This window comes from Rickettsia monacensis (assembly GCF_000499665.2).
Lineage (GTDB): Bacteria > Pseudomonadota > Alphaproteobacteria > Rickettsiales > Rickettsiaceae > Rickettsia > Rickettsia tamurae.
Window position 1 is genome coordinate 937,236 of sequence record NZ_LN794217.1, and the last position, 18,785, is coordinate 956,020.

The window sequence follows — 18,785 nt, forward strand, 5'->3', positions numbered from 1 at the left end:
AAAATTCTATTATAATGCCCATTTAAATCGCTAATTTAGTATTACAAGTTTTAGAGGTAAGCTGTGCATAAAAAACTTTTTTGTTATTTCAGAATTTGTATAGAGTAAATTTTACAAAAAACATATTTACTCTAAAGAACTAATAAAAGCTTCATCAAGACCTGTTACACTAGAAATTAAAGAAACATTACAACCTTGGGATAGCATTTTTTTTGCTATCTCAACTCTTTCTTCAGCTTCACCGATTTGGATACCTTTAGCTTCACCAACTTGTAAGCCTTCAAGAATACCTAGTTCTTTCCCTTCTTGTTGCCAATGCTGTGCTAAACTTCTCATAAGCCTTGTTCCTATTTCTGGATTCAACTTTGTTAATAAATTCTCTAGCTTTATTTTATCAGCTTGCTCTATCTTTGTCAAAGTATAATATAATATCATTTCTAGATAATCATAACCTATCGTTATTTTAGTTAATTCCGGTAATATATCTGATATTTCTTGCCATCTTTTTAATAATTCCCTCTCATGTATATGTTTGAGAAAAAATTCTAATATCCCTGACCATATTCTTTGTTTAAACTCCTCATCTGGTATTTCATGAACATTCACTAACTGGTAATCATTAATCCATAATTCTTTTGCTAATTTGTTATTAGCAAATAAATCCCATAAATTCCTTGCAACATTGTATTTCTACTGACCATTATAAAATATCATCGGGTATATTAATGGTAAAGTCTTAGCTTGAGGATTTTGTATTAAATGTCGCTCACAAATATTAATCATATATTTAAATAGCCTAAAAGGCATGAAATGATCTGCTTTTGATTGATGCTCGACAAGCAAAAATAAATATCCGTCTTGTTTATCAAATTTGCATGAGAATAAAACATCAGAGATAGAATCTTTTAAAGAGCTTTCTACAAAAGTGGTATTTTTCATTGCTAAACTAGGAAAATCTATTAAACTTTTAATATTTGGGGGCAAATGTGCATTAAAGAACTCATGGGCAACTAGAGGATTCTCCAGTGCCTTACGAAATATCTTATCATGCTTAGATTTCTTTTTATCCTTATCTGGATCACCCAGCAGGTTTCCTTGTTCACTCATATGTTGACATTTTTTAACTTGATAAAATATTATTACACTACACTCTAAACTCTTATTCCTTGATTTAGTTTGATCTTAGAGCAATTCTTTACCGTATTTTTTATTTCTTTATCTATTTCTGAGTTTGGACTTATGTACTGCATTACTTGTTTATCTTTTCCTATGGCATTTAAGTAATCTTCAGGAACGAGATGGCTTTTGCCTTGAAAATCATATATTACTATATCAGAAAATCTTTTATCACCAAGATTATAATTAGGATCAAATTTATTCTGCATAATTTGTAAATCCTTCTGTATCTTCTTCTCTATTGCTGCTATGCAAATTTTGTTACTATAGAGCAGACAAGAATCTATACCTTTTTCTCTGTAGATTTGTATTGCGGTATTGATATTCTCTGTTTTGCCAAACTGTGCTAAAGCTTGTATTTGCTGTTGCTGCAAATTATTTAGTCCGTTATTATCGTTATTTACCATTTTTGAAAATAGTAATTCTATAGACTGAAATTGTGATTTTCTATCATCACTTGCTTTTAAGGATGATTTAAGTTCAGCTACATTGCTAGCTACTGTTAATTTTGCTATTTCAGGCTCTATAAGATTTCTGACTGATTCTGCTCCTTGGGATTTTAACATATCATTAAAATCACCTTTTTCTGCTGGTCGTATTATTGATACCACAGCTCCTTTGCTAATTAACCCCGATTATGGATAAGGAATAGAGAGGAAGGAAGGTTACAAGAGTTATTAAACCTTATATAAATAGGGCACTGAAGGAGTAAAATAAAGGTTTAATAACATGTGTAAATATACTACAATATTTTGTATAGTAGATAAATTTTGTAAAATTTATGAGAAATGGGTAAAACATCAATTGCTGAAAAGTAATAAGCAAAGATTTAGAGAAGGTAAGCTTTCCTTAAGTGAAGAACTCTCAATAATGATTTTTACCATTTTAGTGCATATAAACATTTAAAAGCTTATTACCAAAACTTTATTATTAATGGTAATTTGTTCAGGAATCCACCTTGTTATGAGAGATTTGTTCAGCTTATTCCTTCATTATTTCTGCCATTGATTGTGATGTTACATTACTTAAGTGGGAAAAGAACGGGAATTTATTATGCAGATTCCACACATTTTGCAGTATGTAAAAATATCAGAATTAATTCTAACAGAACTTTTAATAATCTTGCAAAAATGGGACGTAGTTCTGTCGATTGGTTTTTTGGATTCAAGCTTCATATGATAATCAATGATAAGGGAGAAATTATTGCTGTTAAAATTACCAAAGGTAATGTTGATGACAGAATTGCATTTGAAGCAATGGTTATCAAAAAGGTCTAAAAGGTAAGTGTTATGATGATAAGGGGTTTATTTCAGAAAAAATGTTTACAAAACTTTATAAGCAAGGTTTAATAAAAATTACCGGAATAAGAAAGGATATGAAAAACTATTTATTACCTCTTTTGGATAAAATCCTTTTAAGGAAGAGATTCATTATCGAAACCATTTTTGGCTACATAAAAGAGAATTTTAATTGTACAAGTTACGACTTAATCTGACAGAGTTGAGTAATCAGGCAGCTTGATGGGCAATCATCAAATTGTCTGATATTCTCTCTATATTACCAATATTTTTATCTATATTACCAATATTACCAATATTTTTATCTTTAGCAATATAAAGTGAATCTGTAAAAGATTGCATTGGTGTTTTACCAAAGCAATGTTTACCGGAATGAGGTCTTGCATTATTGTAACTCACAAGCCAGTTATCTATATCTGTTTGCAATTCATCAAGTGAATTATAAAATTTTTTGCGGAATAGAATGTGATAGCACTCTTCCTGCATAGTTTTATGGAAACGCTCACAGATACCGTTGGTTTGAGGACTATATGCTTTAGTTTTGGAATGATCGATATTCTCAATGCCAAGATATAGTTGGTAAGCATGGTTTTCTGGTTTTCCACAATATTCCGTACCTCTATCAGTTAATATTCTAAGCAGAGGGATATCATGGTTTGCAAAGAATGGAATAACCTTATCATTTAAGTGGTCTGCAGCTGTAATAGCCGTCTTTTCGGTATAGAGTTTACAAATAGCTACTCCTCAATAGGTATCGACAAAAGTTTGCTGATAAATACGGCCTATGCCTTTAATATTACCAACATAGTAAGTATCTTGTGAACCAAGGTAGCCAGGGTGCATAGTTTCTATTTCACCACTAGCTTCACGTTGGTTTTTAACTTTTTCAAGAACAGCAAGTTGATTATCACTTAAAACAATACCATCATTTGCTACTTTAGTCTCTAGAGCTTTTAGACGTTTTTTGAAACTTTCTAAATCATGACGTAACCACACAGATCTAACTCCGCCACCAGAAATGATTATCCCACTTTTGCGTAATTCATTAGCAGCACGTTCCTGACCAAATGCTGGAAATTCAACAGCTATATTAACTACAGCATCCTCTATATTTGCGGGCACACGATTCTTAATGCAAGCTTTACGTCTAGTCATCTCATATAGAGCTTCCCCCCTCCCCACCTTGATCATGGAGCTCTTTGTAACGATAAAATGTATCCCTGCTATAACCCATTACTTTGCAAGCTTGTGATACATTCCCTAATTGTTCAGCGAGTTTTAATAAACCGATTCTTGGCTTTATGATTTTTTCTTGATATGTTGTCATCTGACAGTCTCCTTTTTAGTAGGTTGTTAAAACTTGCCAGGTACTATCTTATCTTTTTTCTTCGTACCCAACAATCCTTAACTGTCAGATCAATTCTTTACTTTTACATTTTAATATTACTCCTTCCAGACATCGATCACCTATTAATTTCTTTACTTCTCTATTCTCTGCTCTTATTGCTTACCAACTTAAACCTAATAAACCATGTATTTCTTATCCATAATCGGGGTTAAATATTCTATTTCAGGTCCTTTATTCTATTATATTTTTTAATATGGTATTAATTTCTACAAAAGATTCTTTAATCTCTTTATTAAACTTATCATCACTATTACTTATCTTACTACAATTAGTAGAAATTTTTTGAAGCTTATCTAATATATTGTTAATTCTCTCATCTTTTTGGGAAGTCGATACCATACTTGCTAAAAATTCACTTCTTCCTAAATTTCTATTAACATTACTTAAATATAGAGGTATGGTAGAGGCTTTAGTATAATCTTGTGGAAATTTATCGATCTCTTCTTTAAATCTCTTTAAGAACTTTATTGTATCACCGAATATAGGATGAGTATTCCAGGAAAGAGCAGGAGGAGTCGGTATTGCTTCCTGCATTAGATGAGTTATTGTCTCAACCTGCTTTGGAGGCGTATCTTTAGCTAATTCATCATTAAACAAGTTACGTATTTTAGGTAATACATTGTTGATATTAACGTGTTTTGGGGATGTGTCTTTAGATAGCTTTTCATTTTGTAGCTCAGATATATAATCATCTACTGCTTCTTTTAATTTATCTAAAACGGCACTATTTTGGGAAGGAGGTAGCATTCCGGTGTCATCCCACTCTAAAGCTATATTATCGCTTCTATGCTCCTGACGCGGATCAGTTAGCTTATAGTAATTTTTATTTAACAAGCGAGGATCACGTGAATTTTCGCTCTTTTCATATTCCTTAATTTCTTCAAATATACCTAGTGTCTTATAAATATTATCTTATTTCTTCTTGAGTAAGTCTTTCATTGTTTACTTCTTTTTGTTGGATAGATTTTTGTAGTTCTTTTGTCGCCGTTAACTTATCTTTTGCTGTATTTAAATTTGATATATTTTTAAATTTATTTGCTAATTCTTCAGATAATATATCAATTTTGTTATTGTTATTACTTCCGGCATATAAGACTAGAGCCTCCTTTATATTTTGCGAGATATTATCTGCATGATCTATTAACAACATCTTATATTGTAAATCTAATTCGCTTGAATTATTAGTATTACGAAAGTAATTTTTATTTACTGATATACTTTTGCTGAGTATATTTTTAGAAGCTTCTATGAGTTCTTTTTCCTCTGTCTCTTCTTTATTTTTTAACTTCTCAAATAAATTTTGTAAACCATCTGAAAAATTCCCGGCATTATCAAGGTATAAAAATTTACTTCTTATAATCTCTTGTGCTTTTTGATTGGAAGCTTGTTGCACTTTTTGTTTCTCTTGCATTACTCCTAGAATGATATTTTTATCTAATGAATTAATCACATCATAAAAATTTTTCATTTCATCTAATTTTTCTCTAGGCTCTTTTATTTTTTGTAATCTTTCTCTTAATTCTTGAAATTTATCCCATTCATGTTGTTCAAGAAAAAATTCCTCTATTTTTGTATTTTTAGTATTAGGGCTTCCTCCACTACTCAGGATTTTATTTCTAGCTGCCTGTAATCTAGATGGTTGATGAGAGTTGATATTATTAATCAAATCTAAAATTTCTTTTGATGTCTTATTAAATTCTTCATTATTAGTTGGATTTTTGATTGTTTCTTGAACTGCTTCCCTTAACTTTATTATCGCTTCTTTAAGGCTAAGTTCTACTTTTTGTTGACCGTGTGTTATAGCTTGTTCATTTTCTTGTGAGGCAAGTACTTTTTTATCTTGTTGTATATTTAAGCTCTTTTCCCTACTTTCTGAACAACTTCTTCCATCAATTGCAATAGATTAATATTGTCCTTTATTTCTAGTCCTTGCTCATTAGTGACCGGTAATGAATTACTTAGTCTTAATAATTCTGAAAAATCTGAAGGGGATATTAGGACATCAAGTTGAGCCTTTGCTTTTCTACCTTTTCTGTCTTCCTTAAAGCCTTCAACTTTACCAATACTAATAGGTAGGTTTTTTAGATAAATTTCTTTACTAGCACCCTGTATATTTTTATCATTTGCTACTTTAAAGTTAGTTTGTTGCTGAGAAACATACGATCCCGGTTTTCTAGGGTCTATTTTATTTATTAGAGCTTCTATAAAATTAGTTGTACGTGTTATAGCTAGTTTATCTGTTTCTAAAATATTATTTAAATATAGTATTTTTTATTAAATAAAGATTTCTTATTAGCTGGTCTAATTCATTCTTATGTTTCATAATTTCCCTCTATTAATAAAAATAAACCAAAATGTAATACCATTTATGTTAAATTAACAACACTAAATAATTAGTATTAATTCAATATTTTAAATATTGTTGCATTTGTGCTTCATTAATATAATTTTATCATTTATTTTATCGTCTCAATGAGTTTTTTAACTCCTTCGACTGATTTATCAAATAGTGCTTTTTCCTCTGCAGTTAACTGTAGTTCTATTACTTTTAGAACACCTTCTTTACCGATAATAATAGGTACTCCGACATATAAATCATGTACGCCGTACTCACCTTGTAAATAAGAGGTACAAGTTAGAATTTGACGTTTATCTTTTAAATATGCTTCAAGCATTTCTATTGCTGAGGCTGCGGGAGCATAATAAGCAGAACCTGTTTTAAGTAATGCAACAATCTCACCGCCGCCGTTTCTAGTACGATCAATTATTTTTTCAATACGCTCATTACTTGATAAGCCCATTTTTATCAAGTCAGGTATCGGTACGCCTGATATTGTAGAATATCTTGCAAGAGGTACCATTGCATCACCATGACCGCCGAGAACCGTGCTATTAACATTGCTAACCGATACTTTAAATTCTTCAGCAAGAAAAAGATTAAATCTTGATGAGTCAAGTACGCCTGCCATACCTATTACTTTATTATGAGGTAGCCTGCTTTCTTTAAGCATGACATATACCATAACATCAAGTGGATTGGTAATTACTATTACAAAGGCATCAGGAGCGTATTTTTTAACATTCTCTGCAACCGTTTTCATAATACCGGTGTTAATGCTAATTAAATCGTCTCTACTCATCCCTGGTTTTCTTGGTAAACCGGCAGTAATAATTATGGTATCAGATCCTTCAATATCTTTATAGTCGTTTGTGCCTTTTATTTTGATATTAGACCCGGCTATTGTACCGGCTTGCATGAGATCCAATGCTTTTCCTTGCGGTACTCCTTCAGCCACATCAAATAACACGATATCGCCGAGTTCTCTAAGGCTAATTAAGTGAGCAAGCGTACCACCTATGTTACCGCTACCTATTAATGAGATTTTTGGATTTTTTTTCATTACTCCCTCTACAAATATTAAATATGCCTATTACTATATTACAAATACATTCAAGAAAAAAGAATTTTTAAATTATATTGTTAGTTGGTTAATTTTTATGAATTAACCATTCACATTGACTTTGATTAAAATAGATTAATTAATATAATGCCGAGTCGAAAATACCATGAAACATGGAATTTTAATAAAATAACTATGCCTAAAATTTCTAAGTTGATAAATATTATTAAATCTTGTGTGGGAAAGGGGAGTAATACAAAAGAATGTAAAACCGTTCCAGATGTGTTTCACGATTTATGCGTTAGTATTAACAATAGTCTTAATAGCAAGAACAGTAAAGATGTAAGCTTTGATACGGTAGGTAGCCCAGAAAACAAAAGTACCCTACATTAACCCCGATTATGGATAAGGAATAGAGAGGAAGGAAGGTTGCAAGAGTTATTAAACCTTATATAAATAGGGCACTGAAGGAGTAAAATAAAGGTTTAATAACATGTGTAAATATACTACAATATTTTGTATAGTAGATAAATTTTGTAAAATTTATGAGAAATGGGTAAAACATCAATTGCTGAAAAGTAATAAGCAAAGATTTAGAGAAGGTAAGCTTTCCTTAAGTGAAGAACTCTCAATAATGATTTTTACCATTTTAGTGCATATAAACATTTAAAAGCTTATTACCAAAACTTTATTATTAATGGTAATTTGTTCAGGAATCCACCTTGTTATGAGAGATTTGTTCAGCTTATTCCTTCATTATTTCTGCCATTGATTGTGATGTTACATTACTTAAGTGGGAAAAGAACGGGAATTTATTATGCAGATTCCACACATTTTGCAGTATGTAAAAATATCAGAATTAATTCTAACAGAACTTTTAATAATCTTGCAAAAATGGGACGTAGTTCTGTCGATTGGTTTTTTGGATTCAAGCTTCATATGATAATCAATGATAAGGGAGAAATTATTGCTGTTAAAATTACCAAAGGTAATGTTGATGACAGAATTGCATTTGAAGCAATGGTTATCAAAAAGGTCTAAAAGGTAAGTGTTATGATGATAAGGAGTTTATTTCAGAAAAAATGTTTACAAAACTTTATAAGCAAGGTTTAATAAAAATTACCGGAATAAGAAAGGATATGAAAAACTATTTATTACCTCTTTTGGATAAAATCCTTTTGAAGAGATTCATTATCGAAACCATTTTTGGCTACATAAAAGAGAATTTTAATATTACTCCTTCCAGACATCGATCACCTATTAATTTCTTTACTTCTCTATTCTCTGCTCTTATTGCTTACCAACTTAAACCTAATAAACCATGTATTTCTTATCCATAATCGGGGTTACATTATATAACTGACTTAGCAGATCTTAAAAAGTTACTTCAAAAAGGTATTGATCCTAATATACGAGATGAGAATGATAAAACAGCTTTAGAGGTTACAGGTAATTTTAAAAAAGCCAAAATGTTACTTGAATATGGTGCTACGGTGAATGACTATAAACAGATGGGTGAAGTATTACATTACTGTGGTCGTAACTCAGTAGAAAACAAAATTATTCTTTCACTATTAATGCATAATAATGCTAATACTAATTTTACAAAAGCAAATTTAGTAAGACAATGTAAAGAACCGCATGAAGAGGCAGAGCGGTTAATAAAACGAATTGAAAAAACAAAGGGTTTAATACATCAAAGTAAAGAAGTAGAGACGTTAAGAGTATATGTTGACAGATTACAGAGCTTAAAAAATAAATATGAAAAAGCAAAGGATAGCAGCCAAGCTGTTTCAAAAATAATATTAGATTATATTGAAAATCAAGAGAGTGATGGTTTAAAAGCTAAACTTGTTATTACTTGTCAAAATCTAGGGTTAATCGAAGATTATTCGGAAGTAGCTCAAGAAAATGCAGTATATAAGTGCTTGGATGAGGCTTTTGATTTGCTTGATCAAGGATTAATAGGAGAGGATGCTCAAAATACATTAGTTTGATCAACTATTACGTGGATCGATTTCACGATTGTCACTAGTGGTCAAGCCGACCTTGTTGTATGGTTTGATGTCATTCCTGCGTGGATTGGTTTTCCCGTCATTGCGAGGAAAAATTGAAAATTTTGACGAAGCAATCCAGTTTAAAAATGCTAATCTTTAGCATCTTTTTATTTTTTACTGGATTGTCACGCAGCCTACGGCTGCGTAGCTCATGACGATTAGGTATCAACGCAAGCAAGCCTTCGCAGGAATGGATACCCTTATCAACGTTGTATCATCTTATTATAATATTTTGATAAAACTTTCACGCCATATAGCCATAATAGACATACGCTTACAAAGCTAAACATCAATAAGCCGGCTATGTCGTTATGTACGGCGTTCGGGAAAATACTAAAGGATATGAATTGAATAATAGCACCTATTGATTTACCGATTTTAGTACCCATAACATCAACGGCAGCTTTACCTTTGGTCTTCATTTCACTATCGAGCGGAATATATACCATTTCTTTAGTAGCATCAAAAAGTGAATATTTTACGGATTTGGAAAGTATATGCCAAAGTCCGCCGATAAAAACTATAACGACAAGCGGCGAACTATAGCCGAGAGTATTTACGATATTTCCTAGATGATTTTCAAAAACCGTGAATGAAAAGAACATAACACCTGCTCCAAACATCATAATCGGTGTTATAATAGCTCCCCAAAACCAGCCGCATATTCTAATTAAACTACTTCCTAAAAACGCACTAACTAACGTGAGTACTCCCGTCCAAAAAAACACTTCACCGTGATAGGATATAAAATCCTTTGTAGCAGGATAGAGTTGTTTTACTTTTGACATCCATAATCCTTCTATTAGGCTAATACTCATAGAATAAGACATTACAAGAAGACAAATAAAACCGAGATATCTAGAAGTCAATATTACTTTTGCACTTTCGACCAAGCTTAATTTTAATATATCCGTTCTTTGATTTTTAAATTTAATATTTTTGTCAGCTTCTACGACTGATTTATCAATAAATTTATGAAGAGCTAGACAAATTAATCCGGATATTAAAATAACCGTAATAAAAGACTTTAAAAGGATTTCATTTGTATCGTTTAGATGAGAAAATAAAGGTAATAAGAAATGCTCGCTCTTAGCAAAATAAATAATTACGGTTCCTGAGATGAGTAAATTAGTTTGTCCAAATAAAGTAAAAAATGAGTAAAATCTCGGTGCTTCTTCGACTTTAGTAATTTTATTTGCAAGCTGCCAATATAAAAGAGTAAAAACTATAACCGGCCATAATTCGCCCATAATATAAAACAATACCAAGCTCCATTGTCCCCAGATTATTAAAAACCACTTTAAATGGGGAAGAAGGGTTATATAATGTTTAACTAATTCGGGATCGGGATGAAAAAACTCTCTGTACGGAAATAAAATAAAACCAAAAATTGCGAAGAAAAATAAAAAAGTACCGGTAATTATCCTAAAAACCTGCTCTGTTGTCATAATATTACAGAGTTTAGAATAAAGGATAACAAATAAAATTCCCATCGGCATTTCGCCCCAAAGTTTGATAAAACTCAATACTTCCGAGCTAATTAAGGTAACAACAAAACTATCTTTAATACTACGAACTAAGTTTTGATTAAGTAGAATAAAAAACATTAGTAAAGCCATCGGGATGAATTTAGTTAATTCATACGATCTAATCGGCCATACTATATGCCTAAATTTACTGTTTCTGGCTTTATTCCAAATTGTGAAGTTAGAATCCACGGCATCCATTGATTTACTATGAGCTTATTTTTTTAGTACCGAATAGTTTTTAAAAATGTTATGTTTTTGCAAGGCTTAGAGCTTTATATGTCATTCCCGCTTTCGCGGGAATGACATCAAACGCTTTTCAAAAACTGTCCGGCTATATTATTTTTTATGCAACCTAGACTATAATAAAAACTATATCAAGATTTTTTAAAATAGTCTCATATATTGTTGTTAATTACATTTATTATACTCAATTGCAGCCTTAACAAATTCAATAAATAAAGGATAACCTTCAAAAGGTTTAGATTTAAATTCTGGATGAAATTGTACTCCTACAAACCAACGAAGTGCCGGTAGTTCAATTATTTCTACAATCTCTTCATCTTTTGAAAAACCGCTAAATACTACTCCGTTTTATTATTAAATTTATATCTATGACGATGTCTCTCATTTATTTCAAGGCTTTTATAAGCATTAGCTGCAATGGTACTTGCAACCAAACTACAAGGATAAGAGCCAAGCCTCATAGTCTTTTTTACATTTTTAATTGTTATTTTTGAGTCTTCACGGTTTTTATTTATTTTCTCAATAATTTTTGTACCGTCTACTTTAAATTCTTCCGTTACTGCATCTTTAATACCGATTAAATTCTGAGCTATTTCGATTGTCGCAAATTGCATACCGAAACATATTCCAAAAAAAAGTATGTTATTAGTACGGGCATATTTTATTGCTATAATTTTTCCTTCAGTTGCCCGTTTTCCAAATCCGCCCGGTACTAAAATCCCGTCTATATCTAATAATTTTTTATTAATATTCTCTTCAGTTAGATTTTCAGCATTTATCCATACTAAGTCAATTTTGTATTTGTAATAAATACCTGCATAAGTGCCTCGATTACTGATTTATAAGCATCTTTTTTAGCTATTATAGCGATTCTTACTTTTGAATTAGAATCTTTTAGCCTACCAATTATATCATGCCATTTATCTAATTTGGACGGCACGACATTAATATTAAAAAATTTTAATACTTTATTGTCAAGACCTGAATTTATGATACGCAATCGGTACTAAATATATATTTTTTTGATCTATTGCCGGAATAACATATTCAGATTCTATATTACAAAATAAAGCTATTTTATCTATTTCGCTTTTTGAAATATTACGTTTTGCACGACAGACTAGTATATTAGGTGAAATACCTATAGCACGTAATTCTTTAACTGAGTGTTGGGTAGGCTTTGTTTTTAATTCACGGGCGGTTTTAACATAAGATAATAATGTTAAATGAATAAATAAACAATTTTTGCTTTTTAATTTGTTACCGATTTGCCTTATAGCTTCAAAAAACGGTAGACCTTCAATATCATCGACTGTACCGCCTATTTCACAAATAATAAAATCAAAACCCTTGGTGTTTGAAAGTATAAAATCTTTTATTATATTCGTAACATGCGGGATGATTTGAAAGGTAACGCCGGTGTAATTTCCTAAACGTTCATCTTTAAGTAATTTTGAGTATATCGCTCCTGTCGTGATACTATCAAACTTGCACGAGGAAACTCCGGTAAAACGTTCATAATGGCCAAGATCTAGATCGGTTTCTGCTCCGTCATCCGTTACATATACTTCCCCGTGTTCGTGAGGATTCATAGTCCCAGGGTCGACGTTAAGATAAGGGTCTAGTTTTCGTACGCAAACTTTAAATCCTTTCTCTTGTAATAGCATAGCAAGAGATGCTGCCGTTAGACCTTTACCGAGTGATGAAACAACGCCGCCGGTAACAAAAATGAAACGTACCATTATTTATTATAAGCCTAGTTTATTAATATTTTCGTAAAATTTTACTGTTTTTTTTAAGTCTTCTTCCGTATCTACGGAAATAGGAACATTCTCAACTAAACATGTACCTATAGTCATACCGTTTTCAAGGACACGTAATTGTTCTAAACGTTCTGTTTTTTCTAAAAAAGTTGGCTTAAGAGATACAAATTTTTCTAAAGCGTTTTTGCGAAAACCATACATGCCTACATGATATAAAAATTCTTCTGCACCGTTTGGAATAAGACTACGCGAAAAATACAATGCTTTTCCCGCTGAGTCAACCGCTACGGTAACATTACTACTAGCTTCCACTGATTCCCTATCTACTTTTACTACCGGTGTAACAATATCGTATTCGCTGTTTTTTAAATATTCTATAATTTTCAAAATAGAGCTAGGTTCAATGAAAGGCATATCTCCCTGTACATTAACTATGTAATTAATATTTTGATTATTTGGAATTAATTTAAAAGCTTCATAAGTACGATCAGTGCCGGTAGGGATATTGCTATCGGTAAATATTACTTTCCCTCCGACTTTTTTAATAATTTTTGCTATCTCTTCCGAATCGGTTGCAACGTATATATGCTTAAGGTTAGTCTGATTTACTTGTTTTAATACCCGCTCGATTAAAGTTATAGAGCCGATAAGCTGTAAAGGTTTTTGTTTAAGCCTAGTTGAACTTAGCCTTGAGGGGATAATTATAGCCACGTCCTGATGCTGCATAAACTGCCTATATTTAAATTAAAAAATAATTGTTGACAAATTAGCCTTTTTTGGCGATAAAGTAAAACATAATTTTTGAATATATTTTATACTTAGATGTCATCCCGTGGCTTGACCACAGGATGACACACAGAAAAAGCATAAATATATTTAAGAGCTCGTAGCTCAGTCGGTAGAGCATTTGACTTTTAATCAAAGGGTCCCGGGTTCGAATCCCGGCGAGCTCACCACATCTCTATATTGTGGGTTTGTAGCTCAGCTGGTTAGAGCACACGCCTGATAAGCGTGAGGTCGGAAGTTCAAGTCTTCTCAAACCCACCACTAAATCCACCGCAACAACAAAATCTGTATTATCATAATTTAAATAAGGTGATCATTTATTAATATTGCTAAGTTATGATTATATTGTCAAACTAAGGTTTAGATTGTGAAAAAATACAAATTGACTGAAGAAGAACAAGAAATATTAGATTATTTTGAAAAAGGTGAACTTTTAGAGTTACCTGGAAAAGAACTAGAGAACCAAAAAAATATAGCTAAAATCGCAGCAGCTAATTTTTTTAAAAAATTGGAAAGAATTAATATTAGATTGCCGTTATACGATTTAAATCATATAAAAAGAATTGCAGTACAGGAGGGGATGCCTTATCAAACTCTTATTTCTAGTGTTTTACACAAATACGCATCCGGATATTTAAAATTAGATAAATTGGGTTAATCAATAATTTCTTTATATAAATAACATTGTTTCTCAATTAGTCTTTTTAGAGGTAGAAAAAGATTATCAGGTAAGTTATCAAGAGCAAACCACTGCCAACTTTCTACCTTGTCAGGTTCAAGATTTTGTAATTCATGTTCATTTAAACAATGAGCTTTAAGAAAAATCGAGACATAATGCTTTTGCTCTTTTTCAAAAAAATCGTTAGTCACCGCTATAAATTGTGGGTTTTCAATGATTAGATTTGTTTCTTCTAAGACTTCACGGATAGCACATTCTTCAAATGTTTCTCCAAATTCTAAATGTCCACCGGCAGGAGCATAACTAACCCCGATTATGGATAAGGAATAGAGAGGAAGGAAGGTTACAAGAGTTATTAAACCTTATATAAATAGGGCACTGAAGGAATAAAATAAAGGTTTAATAACATGTGTAAATATACTACAATATTTTGTATAGTAGATAAATTTTGTAAAATTTATGAGAAATGGGTAAAACATCAATTGCTGAAAAGTAATAAGCAAAGATTTAGAGAAGGTAAGCTTTCCTTAAGTGAAGAACTCTCAATAATGATTTTTACCATTTTAGTGCATATAAACATTTAAAAGCTTATTACCAAAACTTTATTATTAATGGTAATTTGTTCAGGAATCCACCTTGTTATGAGAGATTTGTTCAGCTTATTCCTTCATTATTTCTGCCATTGATTGTGATGTTACATTACTTAAGTGGGAAAAGAACGGGAATTTATTATGCAGATTCCACACATTTTGCAGTATGTAAAAATATCAGAATTAATTCTAACAGAACTTTTAATAATCTTGCAAAAATGGGACGTAGTTCTGTCGATTGGTTTTTTGGATTCAAGCTTCATATGATAATCAATGATAAGGGAGAAATTATTGCTGTTAAAATTACCAAAGGTAATGTTGATGACAGAATTGCATTTGAAGCAATGGTTATCAAAAAAGGTCTAAAAGGTAAGTGTTATGATGATAAGGGGTTTATTTCAGAAAAAATGTTTACAAAACTTTATAAGCAAGGTTTAATAAAAATTACCGGAATAAGAAAGGATATGAAAAACTATTTATTACCTCTTTTGGATAAAATCCTTTTAAGGAAGAGATTCATTATCGAAACCATTTTTGGCTACATAAAAGAGAATTTTAATATTACTCCTTCCAGACATCGATCACCTATTAATTTTTTTACTTCTCTATTCTCTGCTCTTATTGCTTACCAACTTAAACCTAATAAACCATGTATTTCTTATCCATAATCAGGGTTAGATACTATATTAATCTCAAATCTTCAGAATCAATAGCAAGTTCAAAAATCTTATAACCGAGTTCGCTTTTAATATCAAATTTAGCACCTTTGCTAATTAACGCTTTTACTGACGAGATATTTTTCGATTCTACGGCTAGCTCTAGAGGCGTTTTATTATTATGATTTTTATCATGAAAAAATTGTACTATTTTACCATTCCCCATTGCTCTTGCCCAATCATGTAAAGTATAGCCATATTTATCGTACTTTTGAAATTCCGTATTCTCATATAAATATTCTACCATTTCTACACATTACCGATTTTTATTGCTAAGTGAATAGCAGACCAACCATACATGTTAGGACCAATCTTTCCTCCCATCTGAACTAAAAATTTTACTATTTCTAAATCATGACCAAGTATTGCTAACTCCGAAGGAGTTCTACATTTAGCATCTGTAGCATTAATATTTTTTTCATTACACAAAGCTTCTACTAACTTTATTTCTTTAGACCCTACCGCTATATGTAAATCCGACCATTTATTATCTCTTATAGCCATCGGGTTTACTTTCGCTATCTTAGCTTTTAAAGCTTTAAGACGTGATATTATATAATCTTTAGGGGTAATTTTTGCATATGAGGCATAGTAACTTGGGTGTCTGGTTCCAGTGTTAGAGGTAGTCATTGAATTATTTCCATTATTTAATATATTGCGGCGGCAATTATTAAAATATATTAATAATGTCAATGATAAATGTAGATACCGAGTCGTCATTGCGAGGAAATTACGCAAGTAATTGACGAAGCAATCTCAGGATATTTGACGAGATTGCCACGAAGTCTGTGATACAAGATCCCGTGGTCAAGCCACGGTATGACAGCTAAAAGTACTGGATTCCCGCCTTCGAGGGAATGACATTTACCTCTCAGGCAATAATATCTCTCTTTTACCTGTATGATTCGGTGGTGAGACTATTCTCTCTTTCTCCATCTTCTCAACTAAGTTGGCGGCTTTGTTATAGCCGATTCTAAGCGACCTTTGGATATAGCTAATGGAAGATTTTCGCTCGTCACGCACTATCTGCACGGCTTTTTTGTAAAGCACTTCATCAGATGTGCCGTCACCGATATCAATGCTACTATCGTCTTCTTCAGACTGCTCGGTAACGGCAGAGATATATTCAGGTGTACCGGTCTCTTTCAAATATTCCGTAATTTTCTCAATTTCGGCTTCATTAACAAACGGTCCGTGTACCCTACTTATCTTTGAAGTATTACCCATAAATAGCATATCACCCATACCGAGTAACTGCTCGGAGCCTTGCTCGCCTAAAATCGTTCGGCTATCGATTTTAGAGGTAACTTTAAAGCTAATACGACTTGGAAAATTGGCTTTAATAACACCGGTAATAACGTCTACAGAAGGTCTTTGCGTTGCCATAATAATATGAATGCCTGCCGCTCTTGCCATTTGAGCAAGCCTTTGAATCAGCATTTCAATATCCTTACCGGCAATTAGCATTAAATCAGCCATCTCATCAACAATAACCACAATGTAAGGTAGTTTTTCCATATTCATCGTAACAGTTTCGTAAATAGGCTTACCGGTTTCAGGATCAAAACCCGTTTGAATCGAACGCTCAATTACTCTATTCTCTTTAACCGCTTCTAAGATTTTTGCATTATAACCTGCGATATTCTTAACACCGATATTGCTCATCATTCTATAACGGTTTTCCATTTCCTTAACTGCCCATTTAAGAGCAACTACCGCCTTAGAAGGCTCGGTTACCACGGGAGTTAGCAAATGCGGTATTCCATCATAAGCCGATAATTCAAGCATTTTTGGATCGATCATGATAAAGCGGCATTCTTCGGGAGTATAGCGGTATAAGAGCGATACAATCATCGCATTAATACCGACGGATTTACCTGAGCCGGTGGTTCCTGCTACTAATAAATGAGGCATTTTAGCAAGATCGGCAATTAACGGCTTACCTGCTAAATCTTTACCCAAGACTAACGGCAATAAAGTTGATTTGTCTTGGTATTCGGGAGTCTCTATAAGCTCTTTCAAACAAAAGAATTCACGTTGCTTATTAGGAAGCTCAATACCAAGTACGTTTTTGCCGGGTATGACTGCTATCCTTGTTGATAAAGCAGATAGTGAGCGTGCTATATCGCCAGATAATCCTACTACCCTTGATGTTTTAGTACCTGCTGCCGGCTCAAATTCATATTGAGTTACCACCGGTCCTTGATTGATATTAATTATCTGCCCTTTAACTCCAAAATCATTAAGCACGGTTAATAACTCTTCAGCCTTTTGTTTAAGCTCTGAGGAAGAAGCCCCTTTTACATGATGGTTTTCAGGATCACGTAATAAGGAAATAGGCGGCAATTCTGCTATTTCGCTTTGAGATATTTTAGGGCTAACAGGTTTGCTAAAGAATTTTATAGGATTTGCAGGTATGGGTCTTGCTTCTTCAGTGAATTTTACTTTTTCACTTACAGGCTTTTGGTAAGAAGAAGTTATAGTTATCTTATCACTTTTTTTAGTAGGGAATAATCTTATCGACGACAATCGTGAAAATACATTATGTAAAAAAGATTGTACCCGATAGATTAAAAATTTACCTAGCTTAATAATAAAATTACTTAAAGAAGTAAATTTAATTTCAAGTAAAACAACTAATATAATAAAGGTAAAAAATATTAATAATAAGTATAGTTGATTTGTAAATCGCTCAAAAAAATTAGAAGCTATTATTCCAATAGCTCCGCCTGCATTTGCCGGTATGAATTCTAGCTTAATCTTAGATAATAACGTGCTACTGCTAACGAGAGCGAGCAACATTACAAATATACGGATAAATGAGCCGCGATATCTTCCATACCAACAATTTCTCACCCAAACAAAGCAAGCAAGCGGTATAATAAAAGCAGCCAATCCAAAAAATTGATATAAACAATCCGATAAATAAGAGCCAAAAATTCCGACTAAATTATTAGGGTACTCTGTTGTGACCGAGTTAAAAGACGGATCGTCTATATTATATGACGTGAGAACAGTAACAATACCAAGCCCGATTATCCCTAAGATAACAGCTTGTACCTTATTGTTTGAAAGAATTTTATTTATGTAATATAGCATAGTTTTAAATATTAAGCTAAATTATGAGTTTTATATCTTT

General features: G+C 32.1%; 14 protein-coding genes, 2 tRNA genes and 6 pseudogenes. 9 read left to right on the forward strand and 13 right to left on the reverse strand.

Annotated features, from left to right (window positions below; all coding sequences use genetic code 11):
* Positions 1-126: 126 nt before the first annotated feature.
* Together RMONA_RS04915 and RMONA_RS04920 are read right to left on the reverse strand one after the other, a co-directional pair.
* Positions 127-1,107, reverse strand: a pseudogene (locus tag RMONA_RS04915) (Rpn family recombination-promoting nuclease/putative transposase).
* A 44-nt stretch (positions 1,108-1,151) separates the two neighbouring features.
* Positions 1,152-1,805: pseudogene (locus RMONA_RS04920) on the reverse strand (hypothetical protein); the annotation flags it as partial.
* Between the two features lie 384 nt (positions 1,806-2,189).
* Between RMONA_RS04920 and RMONA_RS04925 the strand changes: the two are divergent.
* Entirely contained in the window at positions 2,190-2,453 is a 264-nt protein-coding gene (locus tag RMONA_RS04925) for a transposase (RefSeq protein WP_023507103.1), read from the forward strand.
* A gap of 41 nt (positions 2,454-2,494) precedes the next feature.
* The gene (locus tag RMONA_RS08515; RefSeq protein ID WP_242402797.1) at positions 2,495-2,671 is read left to right on the forward strand and encodes a transposase; all 177 of its coding nucleotides are present in this window, start codon (positions 2,495-2,497) and stop codon (positions 2,669-2,671) included.
* Positions 2,672-2,684: 13 nt separating this feature from the next.
* Here the strand turns inward: RMONA_RS08515 and RMONA_RS04930 are convergent.
* From RMONA_RS04930 to mdh, 4 genes and pseudogenes are all read right to left on the reverse strand, one after another.
* Positions 2,685-3,801 (reverse strand): annotated as a pseudogene (locus tag RMONA_RS04930) (IS481 family transposase).
* A 252-nt stretch (positions 3,802-4,053) separates the two neighbouring features.
* The gene (locus tag RMONA_RS11485) at positions 4,054-4,716 is read right to left on the reverse strand and encodes a hypothetical protein (RefSeq protein WP_023508312.1); all 663 of its coding nucleotides are present in this window, start codon (positions 4,714-4,716) and stop codon (positions 4,054-4,056) included.
* 73 nt (positions 4,717-4,789) lie between these two features.
* Entirely contained in the window at positions 4,790-5,548 is a 759-nt protein-coding gene (locus RMONA_RS10410; protein WP_023508311.1) for a hypothetical protein, read from the reverse strand.
* A 790-nt stretch (positions 5,549-6,338) separates the two neighbouring features.
* A complete protein-coding gene (gene mdh / locus RMONA_RS04955; RefSeq protein ID WP_023508310.1) occupies positions 6,339-7,283 on the reverse strand; it encodes a malate dehydrogenase in 945 nt (314 codons plus the stop codon).
* Between the two features lie 777 nt (positions 7,284-8,060).
* Between mdh and RMONA_RS04965 the strand changes: the two genes are divergently transcribed.
* The 3 genes from RMONA_RS04965 to RMONA_RS09675 all read left to right on the forward strand — a co-directional run bounded on the left by RMONA_RS04965 (position 8,061) and on the right by RMONA_RS09675 (position 9,280).
* On the forward strand, positions 8,061-8,324 hold the full coding sequence (locus RMONA_RS04965) for a transposase (protein ID WP_023507103.1): 264 nt from the start codon (positions 8,061-8,063) through the stop codon (positions 8,322-8,324).
* Between the two features lie 41 nt (positions 8,325-8,365).
* On the forward strand, positions 8,366-8,623 hold the full coding sequence (locus RMONA_RS04970; protein WP_023508308.1) for a transposase: 258 nt from the start codon (positions 8,366-8,368) through the stop codon (positions 8,621-8,623).
* Positions 8,624-8,752: 129 nt separating this feature from the next.
* A complete protein-coding gene (locus RMONA_RS09675) occupies positions 8,753-9,280 on the forward strand; it encodes a hypothetical protein (RefSeq protein ID WP_023508307.1) in 528 nt (175 codons plus the stop codon).
* Positions 9,281-9,543: 263 nt separating this feature from the next.
* On the opposite strand, the gene tlc2 is transcribed toward RMONA_RS09675, so the two are convergent.
* From tlc2 to RMONA_RS04990, 3 genes and pseudogenes are all read right to left on the reverse strand, one after another.
* Positions 9,544-11,067 carry a nucleotide exchange transporter Tlc2 gene (tlc2, locus tag RMONA_RS04980; protein WP_023508306.1) on the reverse strand — a complete coding sequence of 508 codons (1,524 nt, stop codon included), beginning with the start codon at positions 11,065-11,067 and terminating at the stop codon, positions 9,544-9,546.
* A 210-nt stretch (positions 11,068-11,277) separates the two neighbouring features.
* Positions 11,278-12,854: pseudogene (locus tag RMONA_RS04985) on the reverse strand (CTP synthase).
* A gap of 6 nt (positions 12,855-12,860) precedes the next feature.
* Positions 12,861-13,601 carry a 3-deoxy-manno-octulosonate cytidylyltransferase gene (locus tag RMONA_RS04990; RefSeq protein WP_046058395.1) on the reverse strand — a complete coding sequence of 247 codons (741 nt, stop codon included), beginning with the start codon at positions 13,599-13,601 and terminating at the stop codon, positions 12,861-12,863.
* A 154-nt stretch (positions 13,602-13,755) separates the two neighbouring features.
* Here RMONA_RS04990 and RMONA_RS04995 point away from each other — a divergent pair.
* From RMONA_RS04995 to RMONA_RS05005, 3 genes are all read left to right on the forward strand, one after another.
* Positions 13,756-13,831: transfer RNA gene (locus RMONA_RS04995), tRNA-Lys, on the forward strand.
* Positions 13,832-13,845: 14 nt separating this feature from the next.
* Positions 13,846-13,922, forward strand: a tRNA-Ile gene (locus RMONA_RS05000).
* Positions 13,923-14,028: 106 nt separating this feature from the next.
* Entirely contained in the window at positions 14,029-14,319 is a 291-nt protein-coding gene (locus RMONA_RS05005) for a CopG family antitoxin (protein ID WP_023508304.1), read from the forward strand.
* 95 nt (positions 14,320-14,414) lie between these two features.
* Here RMONA_RS05005 and RMONA_RS05010 read toward each other — a convergent pair.
* A pseudogene (locus RMONA_RS05010) lies at positions 14,415-14,696 on the reverse strand (nucleotide triphosphate diphosphatase NUDT15); the annotation flags it as partial.
* 212 nt (positions 14,697-14,908) lie between these two features.
* On the opposite strand from RMONA_RS05010, the pseudogene RMONA_RS05015 reads away from it, so the two are divergent.
* Positions 14,909-15,598 (forward strand): annotated as a pseudogene (locus RMONA_RS05015) (IS982 family transposase); the annotation flags it as partial.
* A 13-nt stretch (positions 15,599-15,611) separates the two neighbouring features.
* Here the strand turns inward: RMONA_RS05015 and RMONA_RS11490 are convergent.
* The 3 genes from RMONA_RS11490 to RMONA_RS05025 form a co-directional block, all read right to left on the reverse strand.
* Complete coding sequence (locus RMONA_RS11490; protein WP_023508300.1) at positions 15,612-15,893, reverse strand: ankyrin repeat domain-containing protein; 282 nt, start codon at positions 15,891-15,893, stop codon at positions 15,612-15,614.
* A gap of 2 nt (positions 15,894-15,895) precedes the next feature.
* Entirely contained in the window at positions 15,896-16,276 is a 381-nt protein-coding gene (locus RMONA_RS11495) for an ankyrin repeat domain-containing protein (protein ID WP_023508299.1), read from the reverse strand.
* 234 nt (positions 16,277-16,510) lie between these two features.
* Positions 16,511-18,745, reverse strand: a complete 2,235-nt coding sequence (locus RMONA_RS05025; protein ID WP_023508298.1) for a DNA translocase FtsK — start codon at positions 18,743-18,745, stop codon at positions 16,511-16,513.
* Positions 18,746-18,785: the final 40 nt, after the last annotated feature.

Excerpts from the sequence above, each read along its gene's own strand:
- RMONA_RS11495 (WP_023508299.1), bottom strand. The coding sequence starts at position 16,276 with ATGACTACCTCTAACACTGGAACCAGACACCCAAGTTACTATGCCTCA.
- RMONA_RS04965 (WP_023507103.1), top strand. The coding sequence starts at position 8,061 with ATGTTACATTACTTAAGTGGGAAAAGAACGGGAATTTATTATGCAGAT.
- RMONA_RS08515 (WP_242402797.1), top strand. The coding sequence starts at position 2,495 with ATGTTTACAAAACTTTATAAGCAAGGTTTAATAAAAATTACCGGAATA.
- RMONA_RS09675 (WP_023508307.1), top strand. The coding sequence starts at position 8,753 with ATGTTACTTGAATATGGTGCTACGGTGAATGACTATAAACAGATGGGT.
- mdh (WP_023508310.1), bottom strand. The coding sequence starts at position 7,283 with ATGAAAAAAAATCCAAAAATCTCATTAATAGGTAGCGGTAACATAGGT.
- RMONA_RS04925 (WP_023507103.1), top strand. The coding sequence starts at position 2,190 with ATGTTACATTACTTAAGTGGGAAAAGAACGGGAATTTATTATGCAGAT.
- tlc2 (WP_023508306.1), bottom strand. The coding sequence starts at position 11,067 with ATGGATGCCGTGGATTCTAACTTCACAATTTGGAATAAAGCCAGAAAC.
- RMONA_RS04970 (WP_023508308.1), top strand. The coding sequence starts at position 8,366 with ATGTTTACAAAACTTTATAAGCAAGGTTTAATAAAAATTACCGGAATA.
- RMONA_RS04990 (WP_046058395.1), bottom strand. The coding sequence starts at position 13,601 with ATGCAGCATCAGGACGTGGCTATAATTATCCCCTCAAGGCTAAGTTCA.
- RMONA_RS05025 (WP_023508298.1), bottom strand. The coding sequence starts at position 18,745 with ATGCTATATTACATAAATAAAATTCTTTCAAACAATAAGGTACAAGCT.
- RMONA_RS11490 (WP_023508300.1), bottom strand. The coding sequence starts at position 15,893 with ATGGTAGAATATTTATATGAGAATACGGAATTTCAAAAGTACGATAAA.